Raw genomic sequence first — 15,465 nt, 5'->3', positions numbered from 1 at the left:
CGACCGGTTAAACTATTGCGCTTTGCGGCTTAGGCGGAAACGGTTGCCTGCTTGCGGACGGCCTTTCGGTATTTCAACTACTCAGTTTACGACAGATCAACTTCTATGAATTGGCTGCTTCTGTGTCGCATGCTGGGCTTGTTGGCGATGTTGGTCGGCGGGTCGATGGTCTTCAGCTTGCCCTGGGCTTTTCCCGAGTTTGGCCAGACGACGGAGTTTGAGTACCGTGGTTTTTGGGGACTGATTTCGGCGATTGCCGTCAGTTTGGGAGTGGGGGGCACACTCTCGTTCCTAGGGCGGAAAGAACACGGCACGATTCTACGCAAAGAGGCCCTGGCGATCGTGGGGCTGGGCTGGATCTTGGCTGGATTGCTGGGCGCGTTGCCTTACTTATTCTCCGGCACCATGCGGGATGCCGAGACGCCGATGTCGATCCCTGATGCGGTCTTCGAGTCGGTTTCGGGATTTACGACGACCGGAGCCTCAGTGCTGACGGAATTGGAAGACCCTGCGGAGATTCCGCGCTGCATCATGTTTTGGCGGTGCTTTACGAATTGGTTGGGGGGGATGGGCATCATCGTGCTGTTCGTCGCCATCCTGGGCCAACTGGGAGCAGCGGGTAAGGCGCTGATGCGGCGGGAGGTCCCTGGACCGATTTCTGAATCGGTTCGGCCCCGCGTCCGCGAACAGGCGATCGTGATGTGGGTGATCTACGTCGTTCTCAGCGCCATCTTGGTCGGCATCCTGCAGTTGGAAGGAATGTCCGGTGTTCAAAAAATGGACATTTATAACTCGCTGTGCCATACGTTTGCCACGATGGCCACCGGCGGGTTTAGTACGCTCAATGGGAGTGTCGGCGGGTTCAATAGTCCGCTGATTGAATACACGATCATCGTTTTTATGATTGCCGCCGGGACCAACTTTACGTTGTTTTATCTCGTCACCTTACACCGTCGGAATCCGTTGTACGGCGAGGGGTGGTGGGGGCGATTTAAGCCTCTCTTTAGCGACGTGGAATTTCGCGCCTATCTGACGATCATTTTTGTCGCCACGATAATATTGACCATGGATTTGCTTTGGATCGAGCATTATCAAAGTGTGCTCGATGCATTTCGTAACGCAAGTTTTCAAGTCGTCAGTATCATGACAACCACCGGGTTTGGTACGGATGACTTCGATCGGTGGAGCGAATTTTCCAAGGGCCTGCTTTTGTTGTTGATGTTTGTGGGAGGCTGCGCCGGTTCGACCGGGGGCGGGCTGAAAGTGATTCGTTTTGTATTGTTTGCGAAGATCATGCGGTTGGAGATCGAGCAGGCGTTTCGTCCGAATGTGGTGCGGCCATTACGAATTGCGGGGGTCACGTTGGACAATTCGTTGCGGCATGATGTTTTGGTTTATTTCTGTTTGATTCTCACCATTTACATCGGCAGTTGGATGTTGCTGGCGGCGATCGAAACGGACGACCAATGGCGCGATACGACATTGACCGTCGAGGAAATGGCAGATGAACATCGACCACATAGAGCGGAGAAATTGTTGGATTGTGCCAGCGCCGTTGCCGCTACGCTGAACAACATCGGTCCCGGTGTCGGGGTGGTCGGTCCCACCGAAAATTATGCGGCGTTTTCCGGGGCGGGAAAATTACTGTTGACCGTTTGTATGTTGTTGGGACGGTTGGAATTGTTCGCAATTCTGGTCCTCTTTGTGCCCTCGTTCTGGAAATCGCATTGAGCCCATGCGCCTGCAGAGACTTTCCAGACGGGCCTGCAGTCGGCTGCGCATTGGAAGAATCAAAGAAAACTGCTGCAAAACGCCGTAAAGTAGGATACAATTTCAAACATCGCCCAGACCACGTTTTTGACGTATATTGACTTCACTGCTGGTGGAGAATCGGGGCGAAACAGGTCTTTTTGTTCATGAAAACCAGGTTAAAGCTTACTAATCGAGGTTAGGAGTCAATGATGTCAATGCTCAAATGGGGTGGTGCCGCAACCTTGCTGGTGCTCTTGGGACTGGCTTTGGGGCAAAGTTCAACGGGTGTCGCGGCCGACAAGGGGTCGAAACCTGCAGCAGCGCCCAGCGCTGGTTGGATCGGTGTGGTGCTGGATGAGAAAGCTGAAGGGGGAGCCCTGGTCAAGAAGGTCTTTCCGGGTGGTCCGGCTGCGGGTGCGGGGGTTCGCGTTGGCGATAAAATTGTCAGTGTGGGCGATGAAAAATTGACATCACCCAAAATGCTGATCGAAGCTGTTGAAAAATCCAAACCGGGTTCCGCGTTGACGATTACGGTGATGCGTGGGGACAACGAAGTGCAGCTGGCCGCCATCGTGGGGAGCTTGCGGGAGTTTCACGAAAGTTATATCCACGAGATGATGCGCCGCGACCCGCGCGATCCGAACTCCGCCAAATTCGCCGGCGTCAGTGCCAAAGACATGAACGCCGAAATGTTCCGGCGGTTGATGGAACAGAATCAACGCCTGGAAATCACCATGCAGGCTGTTTTGAAGGAAGTTCAAGAATTGCGGGCGGAAGTCAAAGCGTTGAAAAAATAACGCCTGCTTTCGAGTTTCTGATAAGCAAAATCAACTCAACTGAAAAAGACACCTTTTCGGAGAAGTTCAATGCGAAATATTCTGCAAATCAAATGGGTGATTGCCGGCATTTTGGCCGTCGCGCCGTTGGCTGCGACCGCCGATGCGCAAGACGTCACCGGCGCTTTCGGCGATGCTCAAAACGTCACCGGTAAAGAAAATATTCTGGGACGGCGCGACCTGGGAGCCATTGTTAAGCAACAAGATTTGGATTCCTATTGGCTGGACCAGCGAGCCTGGTACGAATATGGGTACCGTCCGCACGTCAATCTGGACCGCATCCATTACCCGCCGCGGGGAGTCAATTCCTATTCCACCGGACCGGCATGGGAAGTGGGAGACAAACTCGACCTGGGCGACCCGGCCGCGAAGTACAAGATTCAACTCGGCAAAGACGGCACTTGGCACTAATGGCCACCGTTAGCTGTTTGAATTCTTAGCCACAGATGGAACACGGATAGAACGCAGAGAAAAAGTGGGTGTGCGTCCCGTTATTTTTTAGGGGGGCGACGCGCGTTGATCCAAATGAGGGGGCAACCTTACCTTGGATGAACGGCTCACAAAATCTGTGTTTGATCTGTGTTCAATCTGTGGCTAATTTTATATTACACCGGCAGCAAAGACTTACGCCTGTGCGAAGCGGCGGATGACGTTGGCGGTGATGGTGGAGACCTGTTCGTCCATCAGCAGGCTCGCCGGCCAAGTGATGCTGCCGACTGAAAAGACCTCACCGTGGGTCGGAGTTTCATAATGAATCATGTGCGCCCCGCCGGCACCTGGGTTGGTCCCTTGAGCGAGGATCTTCAAATTCTTCGGCGAACTGGGGGAGACCTTGTCGGTTTCGTGCCCTGACGCTCCGCCGGGAACGCGGCGGTTTTGACTTTCGTGGCCGAAGGTGTCCCCGTTTTTTAGGCCCGTCCCCGCAAAGCACCAATGCGTCTCGTCGACGACGCGATAGGGGGCTGCTCCCATGGCACCGTCGAAGGTGAATACGACACCCAGCAGGTTCGCCTCGGATTCCAGTCGCGCGTGCATGCGACTTTCGTAGGGCATCTCCGGGGTGCCGAAATGCTCGACGAGTATGGGCGGGTGATGCCAAACGCCGTTGTGATGCACAACGCGATGGTCGTCCCCCTGGAACTCCACCTCGCAATTCAGACCGTTGCCACCGAGATAAATCAGCCGCCCGCCCCGCTCGTAGACCCAGGTTTTGAGCGTGGTGTACATGTGCCGCGTCCAATACTCCGGATGCGTGGTGATGATTAACGTGCGGTAGTCATCTAGGTTGAAGCGATCGAAATGAAATTGGCTTTCGCTGTACAGGTCGTAATCGAGTCCCTGCTGTTCCATCCACCCTAAAAACCGCCATTCCGTCGGCGCGAGATGGCAGCCTTGGCGGCTTTCGACCGGATCGGCGAGTTGTTCCCGTTCGTCGATGTGGTTGTACGGTTCGGGGCGATCCAGCGACAACGGTTGATACGTTTCGCTGCCATAATTGAAATGGTCCGCGCGGGTATACCGTTCCAATTCTTGGCGGGAATTGACGATCGGCACGGCGGGAAATTCGTCCGGCATGATGTAATTGCTGCGGCCGCCGAAACTGTTGTAGGCGTTCCAGTTCAAGTCACTGGCTAACACAGCGACAGCGGATTTTGGTTTCGCCGGGGAGACGACCCATGGGAAGGAAAAAAAGTCGCCTGATTTCGTGCGGGCGTGCAAGTAGTACAGTCCGCTATGATCGGGAGCCTTGAGGTGTTGGCCTTGGGCGACGCGATTGTAGCCCTGGTCGTTCCACTGGACACCGGTTTGTGTGTAGTCGCCGTCGGGGGTAATCTGCATCGTGGCCCGCGGACCATGTTCATCGAAGGTGCCAATGCGGCGGATGAATTGTTTCTCCGCTCCGTACCGCCACAGTTCCAGGCGGTACTCTTCGACCGCATGGACACGAAATTCCGAGGTTTCCCCGGCAGCGGCCGCTTTGGGCCACATGTAGCCCAACAGACAATCTGTGAGCAACCGGAAATGATACGGTTGGTCTGGATTGACAGTCATCGTGACCCGCTTCGACCCGTAGCCGGGATGCTGGAGGGCGACCTGGTAGGTTCCCGGCGGGATGTCGGCATGGATGGCTCCGGTGGCGGAGGAGCGAGCCTGCAGGGTGATCGAATCGTTGGCGAATTCCAATGCGACGTCGCACAGTGCGACATAGCGTTCGTTGCTGACATAGCCGACAAGCATGGTGGTTTCTCCCGAACGTCAACGGGGGGATGTTTTTTACGACGATACCAATGGCCGGTTGAAAATGCGAACGGGCCGCCCTTAGCTCTTGGAGCGGGGGTGTGGAGCTAAGTCGTCTGTGGTGTTAGAATTGAAGCAACGTGTTGTGAACCGAACTGCTCAAAGCAGCACGTCAAAAAACAGGGTGTTCGTTTTGATCACAATTTTGCCAAGAAGGCATCACCGATGGCTTTGAATAAGAAGCAGAAGAAACAGTTGGACGTCGAGCGTAAAAAATTGTCCAAGCTACAACAGGTCCTGACATCTGCACGAAAACAGACGGATGAACCGGATGAGGTCGCTCGCGTGGAACGGGAGATCGATGCTTGCCGAAAACGGATTGAAGACATCCAAGATGAGTAATCTCGGCGAAGAGAACAAGTCGATGCCGGAATCGGTCACCATCAAGGTTCGCGATCGCGGACCGTATCTGGTCAGTGGACCGGTCAAGCTGGTTGATTCACAAGGAAACGAAATCGACGTCGGCAACCGCGCTGATTTTGTACTCTGCCGTTGCGGACAGACGGCGAACCGGCCGTTTTGTGACGGCGCGCATAAGCAGGCCGGGTTTGAAGCGGAGGGATCCGGCTCTTAGTGGAATGGCTGTTTAATTGATCACCTGGGAATTTGACGAAAACAAACATGATGAACCATTATAAAATACGTTCGGTCCGCGGGCTGCTAATCGCTTTGTTATTAGTTGTCGCAGCGGCGTCTCCGCTTTTCGCACAGTCCGCATCGGATGAGGATCTCGCCAAGATCCGCGAACAACGGGCGGCATTGGACAAGAGCATTGCTGAACTCGATGCGCAAAAAATTGGTCCGCAATTGATGGCTGATGTGCAAATTTATTCTAAGGCGGCGGACTGGATCGCGCGGCACAGTGAGTTTTATCGTGAGAACTACGCCAAACAGACGTTGGCGGTGCTCGAGTTAGGCCAACAGCGGGTCCGTGAACTGGCAGCAGGCAAATCGCCTTGGATGACCAAAATCGGCACGACGGCGCGGGGTTATGTTTCGCGTGTGGACGAGTCGGTCCAACCGTATGCTTTGTCAATGCCGCAGAATTATACCCCCGGATCGAACAAAGCATGGCCGCTGTACGTCAAATTGCACGGCCGCAATGGCCGGATGAATGAGGTCTCATTCATCAAGCAACACGACAACCGTCCGCCGGAGAGTGGGCAGGATTGGATTCAACTCGACGTCTATGGGCGAACCAACAACGCCTATCGCTGGGCGGGTGAGACTGATGTGTTCGAGGCGATCGCCGACGTGAAAAGCCGCTACAACATCGACGACAACCGCATCACGTTGTGGGGGTTTTCGATGGGGGGAGCGGGCGCATGGCATTTGGGCCTGCATCATCCGTCGCTGTGGTCCTCCGTGGGAGCGGGTGCGGGGTTTGTGGATTTCTATACGTACCAAAAACAAACCGAACTCCGGCCACCCCATCAACATTATCTGCTGCACATTTATGATGCCGTCGACTATGCGCTCAATGCCGACAATGTGCCGGTGATCACCTATGGCGGCGAAAAGGACGCGCAGTTGCTCGCCAGCACAATGTGCGTGGCAGCCGCCAAGAAGTATGGGGTGAACATCGCGCAATTGATCGGCCCGGGGATGGGGCACAAGTTTGATCCGGAGAGCCTGAAGAAGTTCATGGAGTTTCATCGCCTGCATTCCCAAACAGGCCGCCCTGCACTGCCGGGACAAAAGGAGATCCGCTTCATTACTTATTCGCTGAAATACAATCGTTGCGAATGGCTGACGATTGAGGAGATGCCGCTGGTTTATCAACCGGCGACTGTGACCTCCGAAATCGTTGCCGACGACACGTTGAAGGTCACCACGACCAACGTCAGCGCGCTGCGAGTTGATCCCCGTATTTCGCCGAATCTGATCATCGACGGCAGTTCCATCAGCTTCGAGCCGCCGCAAACCGACGAAGTGGTTTGGGCGACGCTGGTTCTCGAGGAGGGGCAATGGCGAAAACTGACCGCGGACCAAGCGGCAAGGTTTGCGGAAAATCCTGATCTGCACAAACGCCACGATCTGCAAGGCCCGATTGATGACGCCTTTATGGAACCGTTTGTCTGCGTGCGGGGTACCGGCAAGCCATGGTCGCAAGCGAATCATGATTGGGCCACCTGGACGCTGGACCGGTTTTCAGCGGAGTTCGACAAATGGCTGCGGGGCAAAGTGCTCATCGTCGACGACACACAGGTCACCGAGGAGATGATCGCGAACAAAAACCTGGTGCTCTTTGGCGATCCCGGTTCGAATTCCCTATTGGCAAAAGTGCTTGCCAAACTACCGGTTCAATGGACTGAGGACAAAATTACGGTCGAGGGTGTCGACTATGACCCGAACCTGCACGGGCTGTCGTTGGTCTATCCCAACCCGTTGAACCCGCGGCGCTACGTTGTCATCAATTCCGGCCACACGATGCACGAAAAGGATTTCAAATCTTCCAATTCTTGGTTGTTTCCGCGATTGGGAGATATTGCCGTGCAAAAATTCACGCGGGACGAAGAGGGCGACCAATACCAGGAAGAGACCGTATTCGCCGACGTTTTCAACTCGCTGTGGCATCTGCCCTCCGGTTTGAAACCAGCGAATTAATCCACCCGCCAACGAGTGCTTGTGAATCCGCCCGACCGCACTAGAATGTGGGCTGGGGCCGTTTAAACAAACAAAATTCACCACGGAGCAAACTAGACTATAGGCCTTAGGCTGTAGGCTTTAGGGTTGGCATTTTATGCTTTTCCTAAAGCCTAGGGTCTAAAGTCTACAGCCTATTTGTAGCTTCGTGCCTCCGTGGTGGACCACTGCCGTACATCAGCGTAGCAAACGATTTCGAGACAGAAAGATCAGCATGGCCAAGGAAATGGACAAGATTGTCGCCCTCTGTAAGCGGCGGGGTTTTATTTTTCAGTCTTCGGAGATCTATGGTGGGCTGAACGGTTTTTGGGATTACGGTCCGCTCGGCGTGGAATTGAAACGCAACGTCAAAGAGGCGTGGTGGAAGGATATGATTACGCGGCACGACGAATTGAGCGTGCTGGAGGGGGCCCCGTCGTCGTTTTCGATGACCGGCTTGGATTGCTCGATCATCATGCATCCGCAGGTCTGGAAGGTCTCGGGGCATTACGATCTATTTCACGACTTCATGGTCGACTGCAAAGAATGCAAAAGCCGTTTTCGCGTGGATCATGTGACGGTGGCGGTTCGGCGAGTCACTGGTGATAAAAAACCGGTCGCTTGTGAAACGTTTATCGTCGATGCGGAAACAGGCACCGGGTTGTCCAAAACTCAGTCGAAACGGCTCGATCAAGCGGTGGGTCAATATAAAAAGGAATTTGGCGACGATATTGAGTGCGAACAGGTGACGATGAGCCTGGATGAGTATTTGCACGAAGCGCCTCTGGGGGGACCGGCGGCCGGTTGCCCAAAATGTCGTGGTGAATTGACGCCCCCCCGCGAATTCAATCTGATGTTCAAGACGACCGTCGGCGCAATGGCGGGTGAAGAAGGCACCGCCTTTTTGCGGCCCGAGACGGCGCAGGGCATCTTTATGAACTTCAAAAACGTGGTCGATAGCGGCCGGGTCAAGGTGCCCTTCGGCATTGCCCAGATTGGCAAGAGTTTCCGCAACGAAATCACGCCGCGGAATTACACGTTCCGCTCGCGGGAATTTGAACAGATGGAAATGGAGTTTTTCTGCCATCCGGATGATTCACGCAAATGGTACGAATATTGGCGCGACCGACGGTACGAGTGGTATGTGAAATACGGCCTGGCGGGGGATCGTCTGATCTTGCGGGATCACACGCCCGAAGAGTTGGCGCACTATGCGGTGGGGACTGCGGATATCGAATATGCCTATCCGTTCCTCAGCGATGGCGAATATGGCGAACTGGAGGGCGTCGCACACCGCGCCGATTTTGACTTGCGTTCTCACATGGAAGGCAAGTTGGTGCTCGATGAAAACCAAGAGTTGGTTGTCGAACAAAATGAGCATGGCCAACCGAAATATCGCGGCAGCGGCAAGGACCTGCGGTACTTCGACGATCAGGCCCGTGAGCGATTTGTCCCGCACGTCATCGAACCGGCCGCCGGTGCGGACCGAGCGACCTTGGCGTTTCTCTGCGAAGCGTATCAAGAGGACGAGCAGCCGGACGAAAAGGGCAAGATGCAAACGCGGGTGTATATGAAATTTCATCCGCAATTGGCCCCAATTAAGGTCGCCGTCTTTCCGTTGATCAAAAAAGACGGCATGCCCGAAACGGCTGCTGCGCTGTATCGCGATCTGAAACAAGCCGGCATCGCCTGCACGTTCGACCAACAGGCGGCCATCGGCCGGCGGTATCGACGGCAAGACGAAATCGGCACACCGTGGTGCATCACCGTGGACGGCCAAACGGCCGAGGACAACACCGTGACACTGCGGGATCGCGATTCGTTGGAACAATCTCGAATTCCATTGGCCGACGTTGTCGCCGAGATTTCAGCACGTTTGAACGCTTAAGCCGAACGGCTAACAATCGTTCGAAAAACTAGAAATTGCCCGGTAATCGGGTGCCACTGCTGGCTTGCCAGCAGTGTTTTACTAGTTGTGCTATTTGCACTGCTGGACAAGCCAGCAGTGGCACCCATTTTGGGGGACAAACTGTGATCGCATTCGACTCAGTAGGAAACTTACCGCCATTCAATGCGAGCAATTATTGCCGTCAGGTTTTTGGAAAGGCCCGTTCATGCTTCGATTGATCGCCGCGGTTGCAATCACGATTGTGCTGAGCTGTTCGACCGCTGTCGCTGCACCGCTACGTAACGTGGTGATGATGGTCGTAGACGATCAAGGATTGGATGCGGGTTGTTATGGCAACGATAAAATTGCCACCCCACATCTTGATGCTCTGGCCGCTGAGGGGACATTGTTCACTCGGGCATTTTGCACGACCGCCAGTTGCAGCGCCAGCCGGTCGGTGATTCTCAGTGGATTGCACAATCACGCCAACGGGCAATACGGGCATCAACATAGCTACCACAATTTCCATACGTTGAAATTCGTGAAAAGCCTGCCGGTCCTGTTGGCCAAGGCGGGGTATCGCACTTGCTCAATCGGCAAGTACCACGTGCAGCCCGAAGCGACGTATCACTTCGAGACGTATGCCAACAAAGGACTCAACGGCGGCGCGCGGAGCACCGTGCAGATGGCGGAAAATGCGGAGAAGTTCATCCGTGAAAAAGATGACCAGCCGTTTTTCCTTTACTTCTGCACAGCGGATCCACACCGTGCCCGCGTCGGTTTTGCAAACAACCGGCAGTATCCTGGCGTGAAGGAAAACAAGGTCTCCCCCGACGACGTCATCGTGCCGCACTATCTGCCCGACAGCCCGGAGTCGCGCGCGGAGTTGGCCGAGTACTACCAAGCGGTCAATCGCGCCGATCAAGGTCTGGGGCGGTTGATGCAGGCTTTAGAGAACACGGGGCACGCGGACGATACTCTCGTGATTTATCTGAGCGATAACGGCATCCCTTTCCCCGGAGCTAAGACGAATCTGTATGACCCAGGAATGAATCTACCCTTGGTCGTGCGGTCTCCCGATCAGAAACGGCACGGCGTGCGGACCGAGGCGATGGTGAGTTGGGTCGATCTGGTGCCAACGATTCTCGAATTCACCGGAGCAGCTGGGCCAGATTACCCATTGCATGGCCGCTCGTTCTTACCCGTGTTGGAGGAGGAACAACCTGAGGGGTGGGATCAGGTGTTCGGGTCGCACACGTTTCACGAGATCACGATGTACTATCCGATGCGGGTGATTCGCACCGAAAAGTTTAAGTACGTGTTGAATCTGGCGCACCAGTTGCCGTTTCCGTTCGCTTCGGATCTGCATGACTCGCTGACGTGGCAAGGCGTGCTCAAGCGGCAGGATTCCTATTATGGCAGTCGGAGCGTCGATGCCTATCTGCATCGCCCACGTCACGAGCTGTACAACATCGCTGAAGATCCCAAAGAGATCGAGAACCTCGCGGACAATCCCGCTTATGCGGATGAGCTGCGAGAGTTGCAGGCGAAGCTGCGGACGTTTCAGGAGCAGACCAAGGACCCCTGGGTGGTGAAGTACAACTACGAGTGATGCTGCTCTGAACGGCCGGTTTGCTTGGGAAATTGCCTCTGTAACGCACTGGCGGGCAAGCTGCCAGTGGCACCCGGCGCGTTATTGTTTCACTTTCAACAGAGCACTATTTGAATTGCAGGTCGAGCAGCATCTGCTTCACAGCTGTCATGGGGATATCGCTGCGTTCAATTGCTTTGGACGAACTGATAAAGACGGGAGCTTCGGCAGCTTCGCGTCCAGGCGTGGGGAGTCGGCCATGCGTGCCGCGGACGATGCTTGCATCCAGTCCGACGACATCCATGTAGTAACGGAAGCCGAGCATTTTCTTGAGTAGCCGGGAGGCGATGCGCAATTTGGGCGCAAGCAGTTTCGGATCGAGAAACAGTTCCACCGGGTCGTAGCCTGGTTTGCGGTGAATGTCGACCGTTCGCGCGTAGTCAGGTGCCAACTCGTCATCCAGCCAAAAGTAGTAGGTGAACCATGCCTGCGGCGCAGCGACGGCTACCAACTCTCCCGACCGAGCGTTGTCGATGCCGAACTCTGCTTGCTCCTCCCGGTCCAGTACCAGTTCAATGCCGTCGGTCGTGCGCAGCAGACTTTTGACGGTGGGAATATCTTCGGGACGCTCCACATAGACGTGTGCGATTTGATGATCGGCGACGGCAAACGCGCGGGAGGCTCCGCAGTCCAACGTTTCCCAGCCAAGCGGCTCCATGCGAATTTGCAGATACCCCGAATCGCGCAGGACGCGATTGATATGGACCGGTTTTTGTGCTGATGTAATCGCATATTCCGAAAGGACCACGACCTCCGCGCCGCGGGCGCGGGCCGCGTCGATCACCTTGCCCGCTTCGGCATCCACCAGTTTCAAATCTTCAGCGATAGCGGGGTCGTCCGGTCCCAGTCGCTGCAGGTTGTAATCCAGATGCGGTAGATAAACTAACGTGAGTGATGGGCTGTGTGTGGTCATCACCTCGACGGAGGCCTCGGCGATCCAGCGCGAACTGGTGATGTCGGCCCCCGCTCCCCAAAAACGCAACAGGGGAAACACGCCGAACTTTTCTTGCAGACGGTCGCGCAACTCCGGCGGCTGGCTATACGAGTCGAAGACCTTGCGGCCATCCGCCGGATAACTGGGACGGGGCGTCATGGACCAATTGGCCCGCGCGTACATGTTGTACCACCAAAACATGATGGCGGTCGAATAGGCGGGATCGCGGCGGAGGCCTGCTTCGTAGATCCGCTCACCATGCACCAAACGATTCGACTGCCGCCACAACCAGACTTCGGAGAGGTCGCGAAAATACCAGCCGTTGCCGACAATCCCATGCTCGCGGGGCAATAGCCCGGTGAGCAACGTGGTTTGCGCGGAACACGTGACGGCGGGGAGGACCGTCCCCATGGGTTGGGCAAATCCCTCGGCAGCGAGCGCTGTGATGTTGGGAGTGTGCGGACCGAGGTGTTCATGCGTCAGTCCGACGACATTAATGACCACCAGCGGCTTGGGCATGAGTCGTTCCTGTTCGGTCGATTGCAGCAGTCCAAAGAGAAAACCCATACCGCGTTGCGGAATGGGCTTTCAGGTTGATTCCGTAGTTTGGCACGTTGCCAAACGGTCGCTTAGACCATGTCCTTCAATCCCTTGAGCGGCAAAATCTTGACGACGTTGCGTGCTGGTTTGGCTTTGAAGATTTGTGGTTCTTTGGTGAAGGGGTTGATGCCTTCGCGTTCTTTGGTGGCCGGTTTGCGGACAACCTTGACCTTCATCAAGCCGGGAACGTTGAACACGCCCGGGCCTTTTTTGCCAAGGCTCGAACCGATCAGACTGCCAAGTTCCTCAAGAACGCTGCCGACTTCCTTCTTCGTCAAGCCGGTTGATTCTGCCAAGGAAGCGAGGATCTCGGTCTTGGTCAACGGCTTCAGGGTTGCTGCTTTCTTCGCCATGTTTGCTCCTATTCCATCGGGGTCAAGCGGATACCGCAACACTGGTGGGTAATCTCATTTGTCTTGATTTCACGGCAACGAATTCCACTCGCCCATCCAAGGCCAATTCGCCGTTGCGCCCGCAATATCAAGCGTCATTGGTGTAGTAGTTAAGTCTCGTGCAAGCAAGTTGTCAATGTACACTCACACGAATTTCCGCCTTTTTCCCGCAGAAAACAGGGAAAAACCATCGTTTTTCGCTGTCCACGCCCCATGGCGACCAACAGCGGCGGTTTACGAGCCAATCTTCTCTGCACATAGCGCGTCGTCGATTCGCCTGTTCTTCATGGTTGTTACGCGTTGATTTGCGCGTCTACCGGTGTCACTGTGACGCTCACTGATAGCGATAATCCCTCGCCCAGATCGCGCCGCCGCAGCCGATGATTTTCCGCACCGGAACATCGCCGTGTTGTATGTTGATGGGCGAGTATTTAGGTCGTCGAACCAGTTCCGTTGCGGCGGATGTATCGGGGAATGAACATGTCATTTGATAATGTGTGAGGCACGTCGTTTAGCACATCAGGCGTTCCATGCAAAGAATGGCCAACGGCCATTCGACACCCTAGCCTGGGGCATCGTCCCAGGAATGCGATCCCAACCAAACATTTATTTGGCCACCGGCCAAATTCATCAGACCGGATTGCCAGCGTTGAACATGGCCTTCGGCCAAACGGGGACCATTGATTCTTCCACCTGGGGCGTTGCCGAGGCTAAGGTGGAAAGAGGCCTTTGGCCAAATTATTCCGGGCTGCATCTGATCGTCCGGCCCTATGCTTCGCGTGCGAACGTGACTCCTTCAGGAATTTCAAAAGCGAAATGAGCCTTTTCCTGAGCTGTCAGTCTGACAAGGTGACCCCACACGCCGTGCGCCAATTCCTGGCGGCTCATCCCAATACGAAGAGTCACGTTGCTAATCGGGCGACCATCGCGATGACTAATGTTTACGTCGCAAAAGTCGCGTCCGATGACCGACACCGTTGCCGCGATGTCGCCATTGAACATCACCTTTTGCCCCACCTCGCGGGTAAGCACTAACATCGACAGTTCTCCCGACGCCGCAGTTTCAACTGATTGGTGACGCGTGCATTTTTGGCAAGCGTCGAAACTGTCGCCGGATCCAGATTAAGGGAAATGGGGCTAACAGCCCGCACACGGCAAGAGTCCAAAAAAGAGTTTGGTGTGGCGGAGGTGAAACGGCTTTCGTCACAGCGGGAGTTGGTGTCGGAAGTGTTCCAATGTCGGATATCTCATAGAGATCCATTTTGTTGGCATAGTAATCTTTTGTGGGCGGGTGGGCATCAACAAGCTGTACGGCGACCGTACCGACCGCGTCACGCACAACGATTTCCGAAAAGTTAATGTCGTCCCAATCATAGTAGACACGGCGGCGCGCACCTGGAGCGATCGGTAGGTCACGAGAATGCCATGCGGGAATCGCTGGGAAAGCCGCCATTGATTGCGGTAACACAGCCTTGATGCCGGAGTTGAATGTCCCCACCGGTGTGACCCAGATAGGCTGTTGCGTTTTATTCTCGATCTCGAAATCTGAGATGAAAGCGAGTTGCATGGGGTTGAAACAGTTCAATAGGAACAGACCCCAAATCATCGTAAAAACTAAGAATGGCATCGTGCCGATCAGCGCGATCCATAACAGTTTTCGCTTGGTTTTAATCAGCATCTCTTCCTCATCCAAATGGAAGTTTCGGGGCGGCGCTCGCTACTGACATATCCTTAGATATACGGGAATTCGAAGGAGTTGTATATCGATATTTGTGATTGCTGACCTATGGGGCCCCTTCGCGCGAAGACAAGTGCTTCCCAAATCAATCGTGGAGGTCGCACAACCCGGCAATAAATTCAACTAAACATCCATTCGGCCGATTTGGCCAACGGCCAAATTCACAAGACCGCATTGCCAGCGGTCTACATGGCCTTCGGCCAAATTCTTTCGGGCTGCGGCAGGCAGCCACCGGACTGACGAGAGCTATCAACAATTGATACCGCATTGCCGGGAAATTCCGCATAACCGTTCCTCGCCTCCGTGAGGTGACGTGCCAATCCCGCAAAAACTCTGCGGGATACGCTCCCGCGACATACGTTTCAGCGTGACTTGTGCGAGGAGATGCTGCGCCGTTTTCTCGCTTCGCTAGGCAAATCTCTCCAGCTCTTAATCAATTAGGAACATCGCATGGAAATCTTGGGAATGACGTTGTTTTATCTCGGCATGCTGGGCAGCATTGTCGGCGGGCTTTGGTTTTTGTTTGAAGCGTTTTCGGAAAACATCCTGTGGGGCTTGGGCTGTTTGTTTCTGCCGTTTGTGTCGTTGTTCTTTTTGGTCATCCATTGGAACAAAGCTGGCCGGCCGTTTTTGTTGCAAATCGCGTCGATCGCTCCCATTGTAGCCGGGATATTTTTGGGCTTCTCGCCGTCGTAGTCGCGCTGGGACAATCGTGGAAACGCCGCTTGCAGTTGCAAGCGGTTTTTTTGTG

General features: G+C 54.8%; 14 protein-coding genes. 9 read left to right on the top strand and 5 right to left on the bottom strand.

The features are described from left to right. Positions 1-105 precede the first annotated feature (105 nt). The 3 genes from Mal52_RS25185 to Mal52_RS25175 all read left to right on the top strand — a co-directional run bounded on the left by Mal52_RS25185 (position 106) and on the right by Mal52_RS25175 (position 2,999). On the top strand, positions 106-1,731 hold the full coding sequence (locus tag Mal52_RS25185; protein WP_145379306.1) for a TrkH family potassium uptake protein: 1,626 nt from the start codon (positions 106-108) through the stop codon (positions 1,729-1,731). Between the two features lie 227 nt (positions 1,732-1,958). Then, positions 1,959-2,549: a PDZ domain-containing protein gene (locus Mal52_RS25180; protein ID WP_145379304.1), complete on the top strand. Its 591-nt coding sequence runs from the start codon at positions 1,959-1,961 to the stop codon at positions 2,547-2,549. 69 nt (positions 2,550-2,618) lie between these two features. Beyond that, on the top strand, positions 2,619-2,999 hold the full coding sequence (locus Mal52_RS25175; RefSeq protein WP_145379302.1) for a hypothetical protein: 381 nt from the start codon (positions 2,619-2,621) through the stop codon (positions 2,997-2,999). 213 nt (positions 3,000-3,212) lie between these two features. On the opposite strand, the gene Mal52_RS25170 is transcribed toward Mal52_RS25175, so the two are convergent. Further along, on the bottom strand, positions 3,213-4,826 hold the full coding sequence (locus Mal52_RS25170; RefSeq protein ID WP_145379300.1) for a N,N-dimethylformamidase beta subunit family domain-containing protein: 1,614 nt from the start codon (positions 4,824-4,826) through the stop codon (positions 3,213-3,215). A gap of 225 nt (positions 4,827-5,051) precedes the next feature. Between Mal52_RS25170 and Mal52_RS29990 the strand changes: the two genes are divergently transcribed. The 5 genes from Mal52_RS29990 to Mal52_RS25150 all read left to right on the top strand — a co-directional run bounded on the left by Mal52_RS29990 (position 5,052) and on the right by Mal52_RS25150 (position 11,011). Continuing rightward, on the top strand, positions 5,052-5,228 hold the full coding sequence (locus Mal52_RS29990) for a hypothetical protein (RefSeq protein ID WP_197533472.1): 177 nt from the start codon (positions 5,052-5,054) through the stop codon (positions 5,226-5,228). Then, complete coding sequence (locus Mal52_RS25165; protein ID WP_231962439.1) at positions 5,221-5,460, top strand: CDGSH iron-sulfur domain-containing protein; 240 nt, start codon at positions 5,221-5,223, stop codon at positions 5,458-5,460. The genes Mal52_RS29990 and Mal52_RS25165 overlap by 8 nt, the downstream gene beginning before the upstream one ends. 47 nt (positions 5,461-5,507) lie before the next feature. Next, complete coding sequence (locus Mal52_RS25160; protein WP_145379298.1) at positions 5,508-7,493, top strand: prolyl oligopeptidase family serine peptidase; 1,986 nt, start codon at positions 5,508-5,510, stop codon at positions 7,491-7,493. 253 nt (positions 7,494-7,746) lie between these two features. Further along, on the top strand, positions 7,747-9,399 hold the full coding sequence (locus Mal52_RS25155) for a glycine--tRNA ligase (protein ID WP_197534456.1): 1,653 nt from the start codon (positions 7,747-7,749) through the stop codon (positions 9,397-9,399). Between the two features lie 226 nt (positions 9,400-9,625). Further along, a complete protein-coding gene (locus Mal52_RS25150; protein WP_145379296.1) occupies positions 9,626-11,011 on the top strand; it encodes a sulfatase family protein in 1,386 nt (461 codons plus the stop codon). Positions 11,012-11,117: 106 nt separating this feature from the next. On the opposite strand, the gene Mal52_RS25145 is transcribed toward Mal52_RS25150, so the two are convergent. The 4 genes from Mal52_RS25145 to Mal52_RS25130 all read right to left on the bottom strand — a co-directional run bounded on the left by Mal52_RS25145 (position 11,118) and on the right by Mal52_RS25130 (position 14,669). Continuing rightward, a complete protein-coding gene (locus tag Mal52_RS25145) occupies positions 11,118-12,503 on the bottom strand; it encodes an alkaline phosphatase family protein (RefSeq protein ID WP_145380775.1) in 1,386 nt (461 codons plus the stop codon). A gap of 110 nt (positions 12,504-12,613) precedes the next feature. Then, positions 12,614-12,937, bottom strand: coding sequence for an HU family DNA-binding protein (locus tag Mal52_RS25140; RefSeq protein WP_145379294.1), 324 nt, complete (start codon positions 12,935-12,937; stop codon positions 12,614-12,616). Between the two features lie 807 nt (positions 12,938-13,744). Continuing rightward, complete coding sequence (locus Mal52_RS25135) at positions 13,745-14,014, bottom strand: hypothetical protein (RefSeq protein ID WP_145379293.1); 270 nt, start codon at positions 14,012-14,014, stop codon at positions 13,745-13,747. A 25-nt stretch (positions 14,015-14,039) separates the two neighbouring features. Further along, positions 14,040-14,669 carry a hypothetical protein gene (locus Mal52_RS25130; protein ID WP_145379291.1) on the bottom strand — a complete coding sequence of 210 codons (630 nt, stop codon included), beginning with the start codon at positions 14,667-14,669 and terminating at the stop codon, positions 14,040-14,042. 495 nt (positions 14,670-15,164) lie between these two features. Here Mal52_RS25130 and Mal52_RS25125 point away from each other — a divergent pair, with 495 nt between their 5' ends. Further along, on the top strand, positions 15,165-15,410 hold the full coding sequence (locus tag Mal52_RS25125) for a hypothetical protein (RefSeq protein ID WP_145379289.1): 246 nt from the start codon (positions 15,165-15,167) through the stop codon (positions 15,408-15,410). Positions 15,411-15,465 lie beyond the last annotated feature (55 nt).

This window comes from Symmachiella dynata, assembly GCF_007747995.1.
GTDB lineage: Bacteria > Planctomycetota > Planctomycetia > Planctomycetales > Planctomycetaceae > Symmachiella > Symmachiella dynata.
Note: the sequence above shows the minus strand (reverse complement) of the source record. Positions and strands in the feature narration are given on the sequence as shown.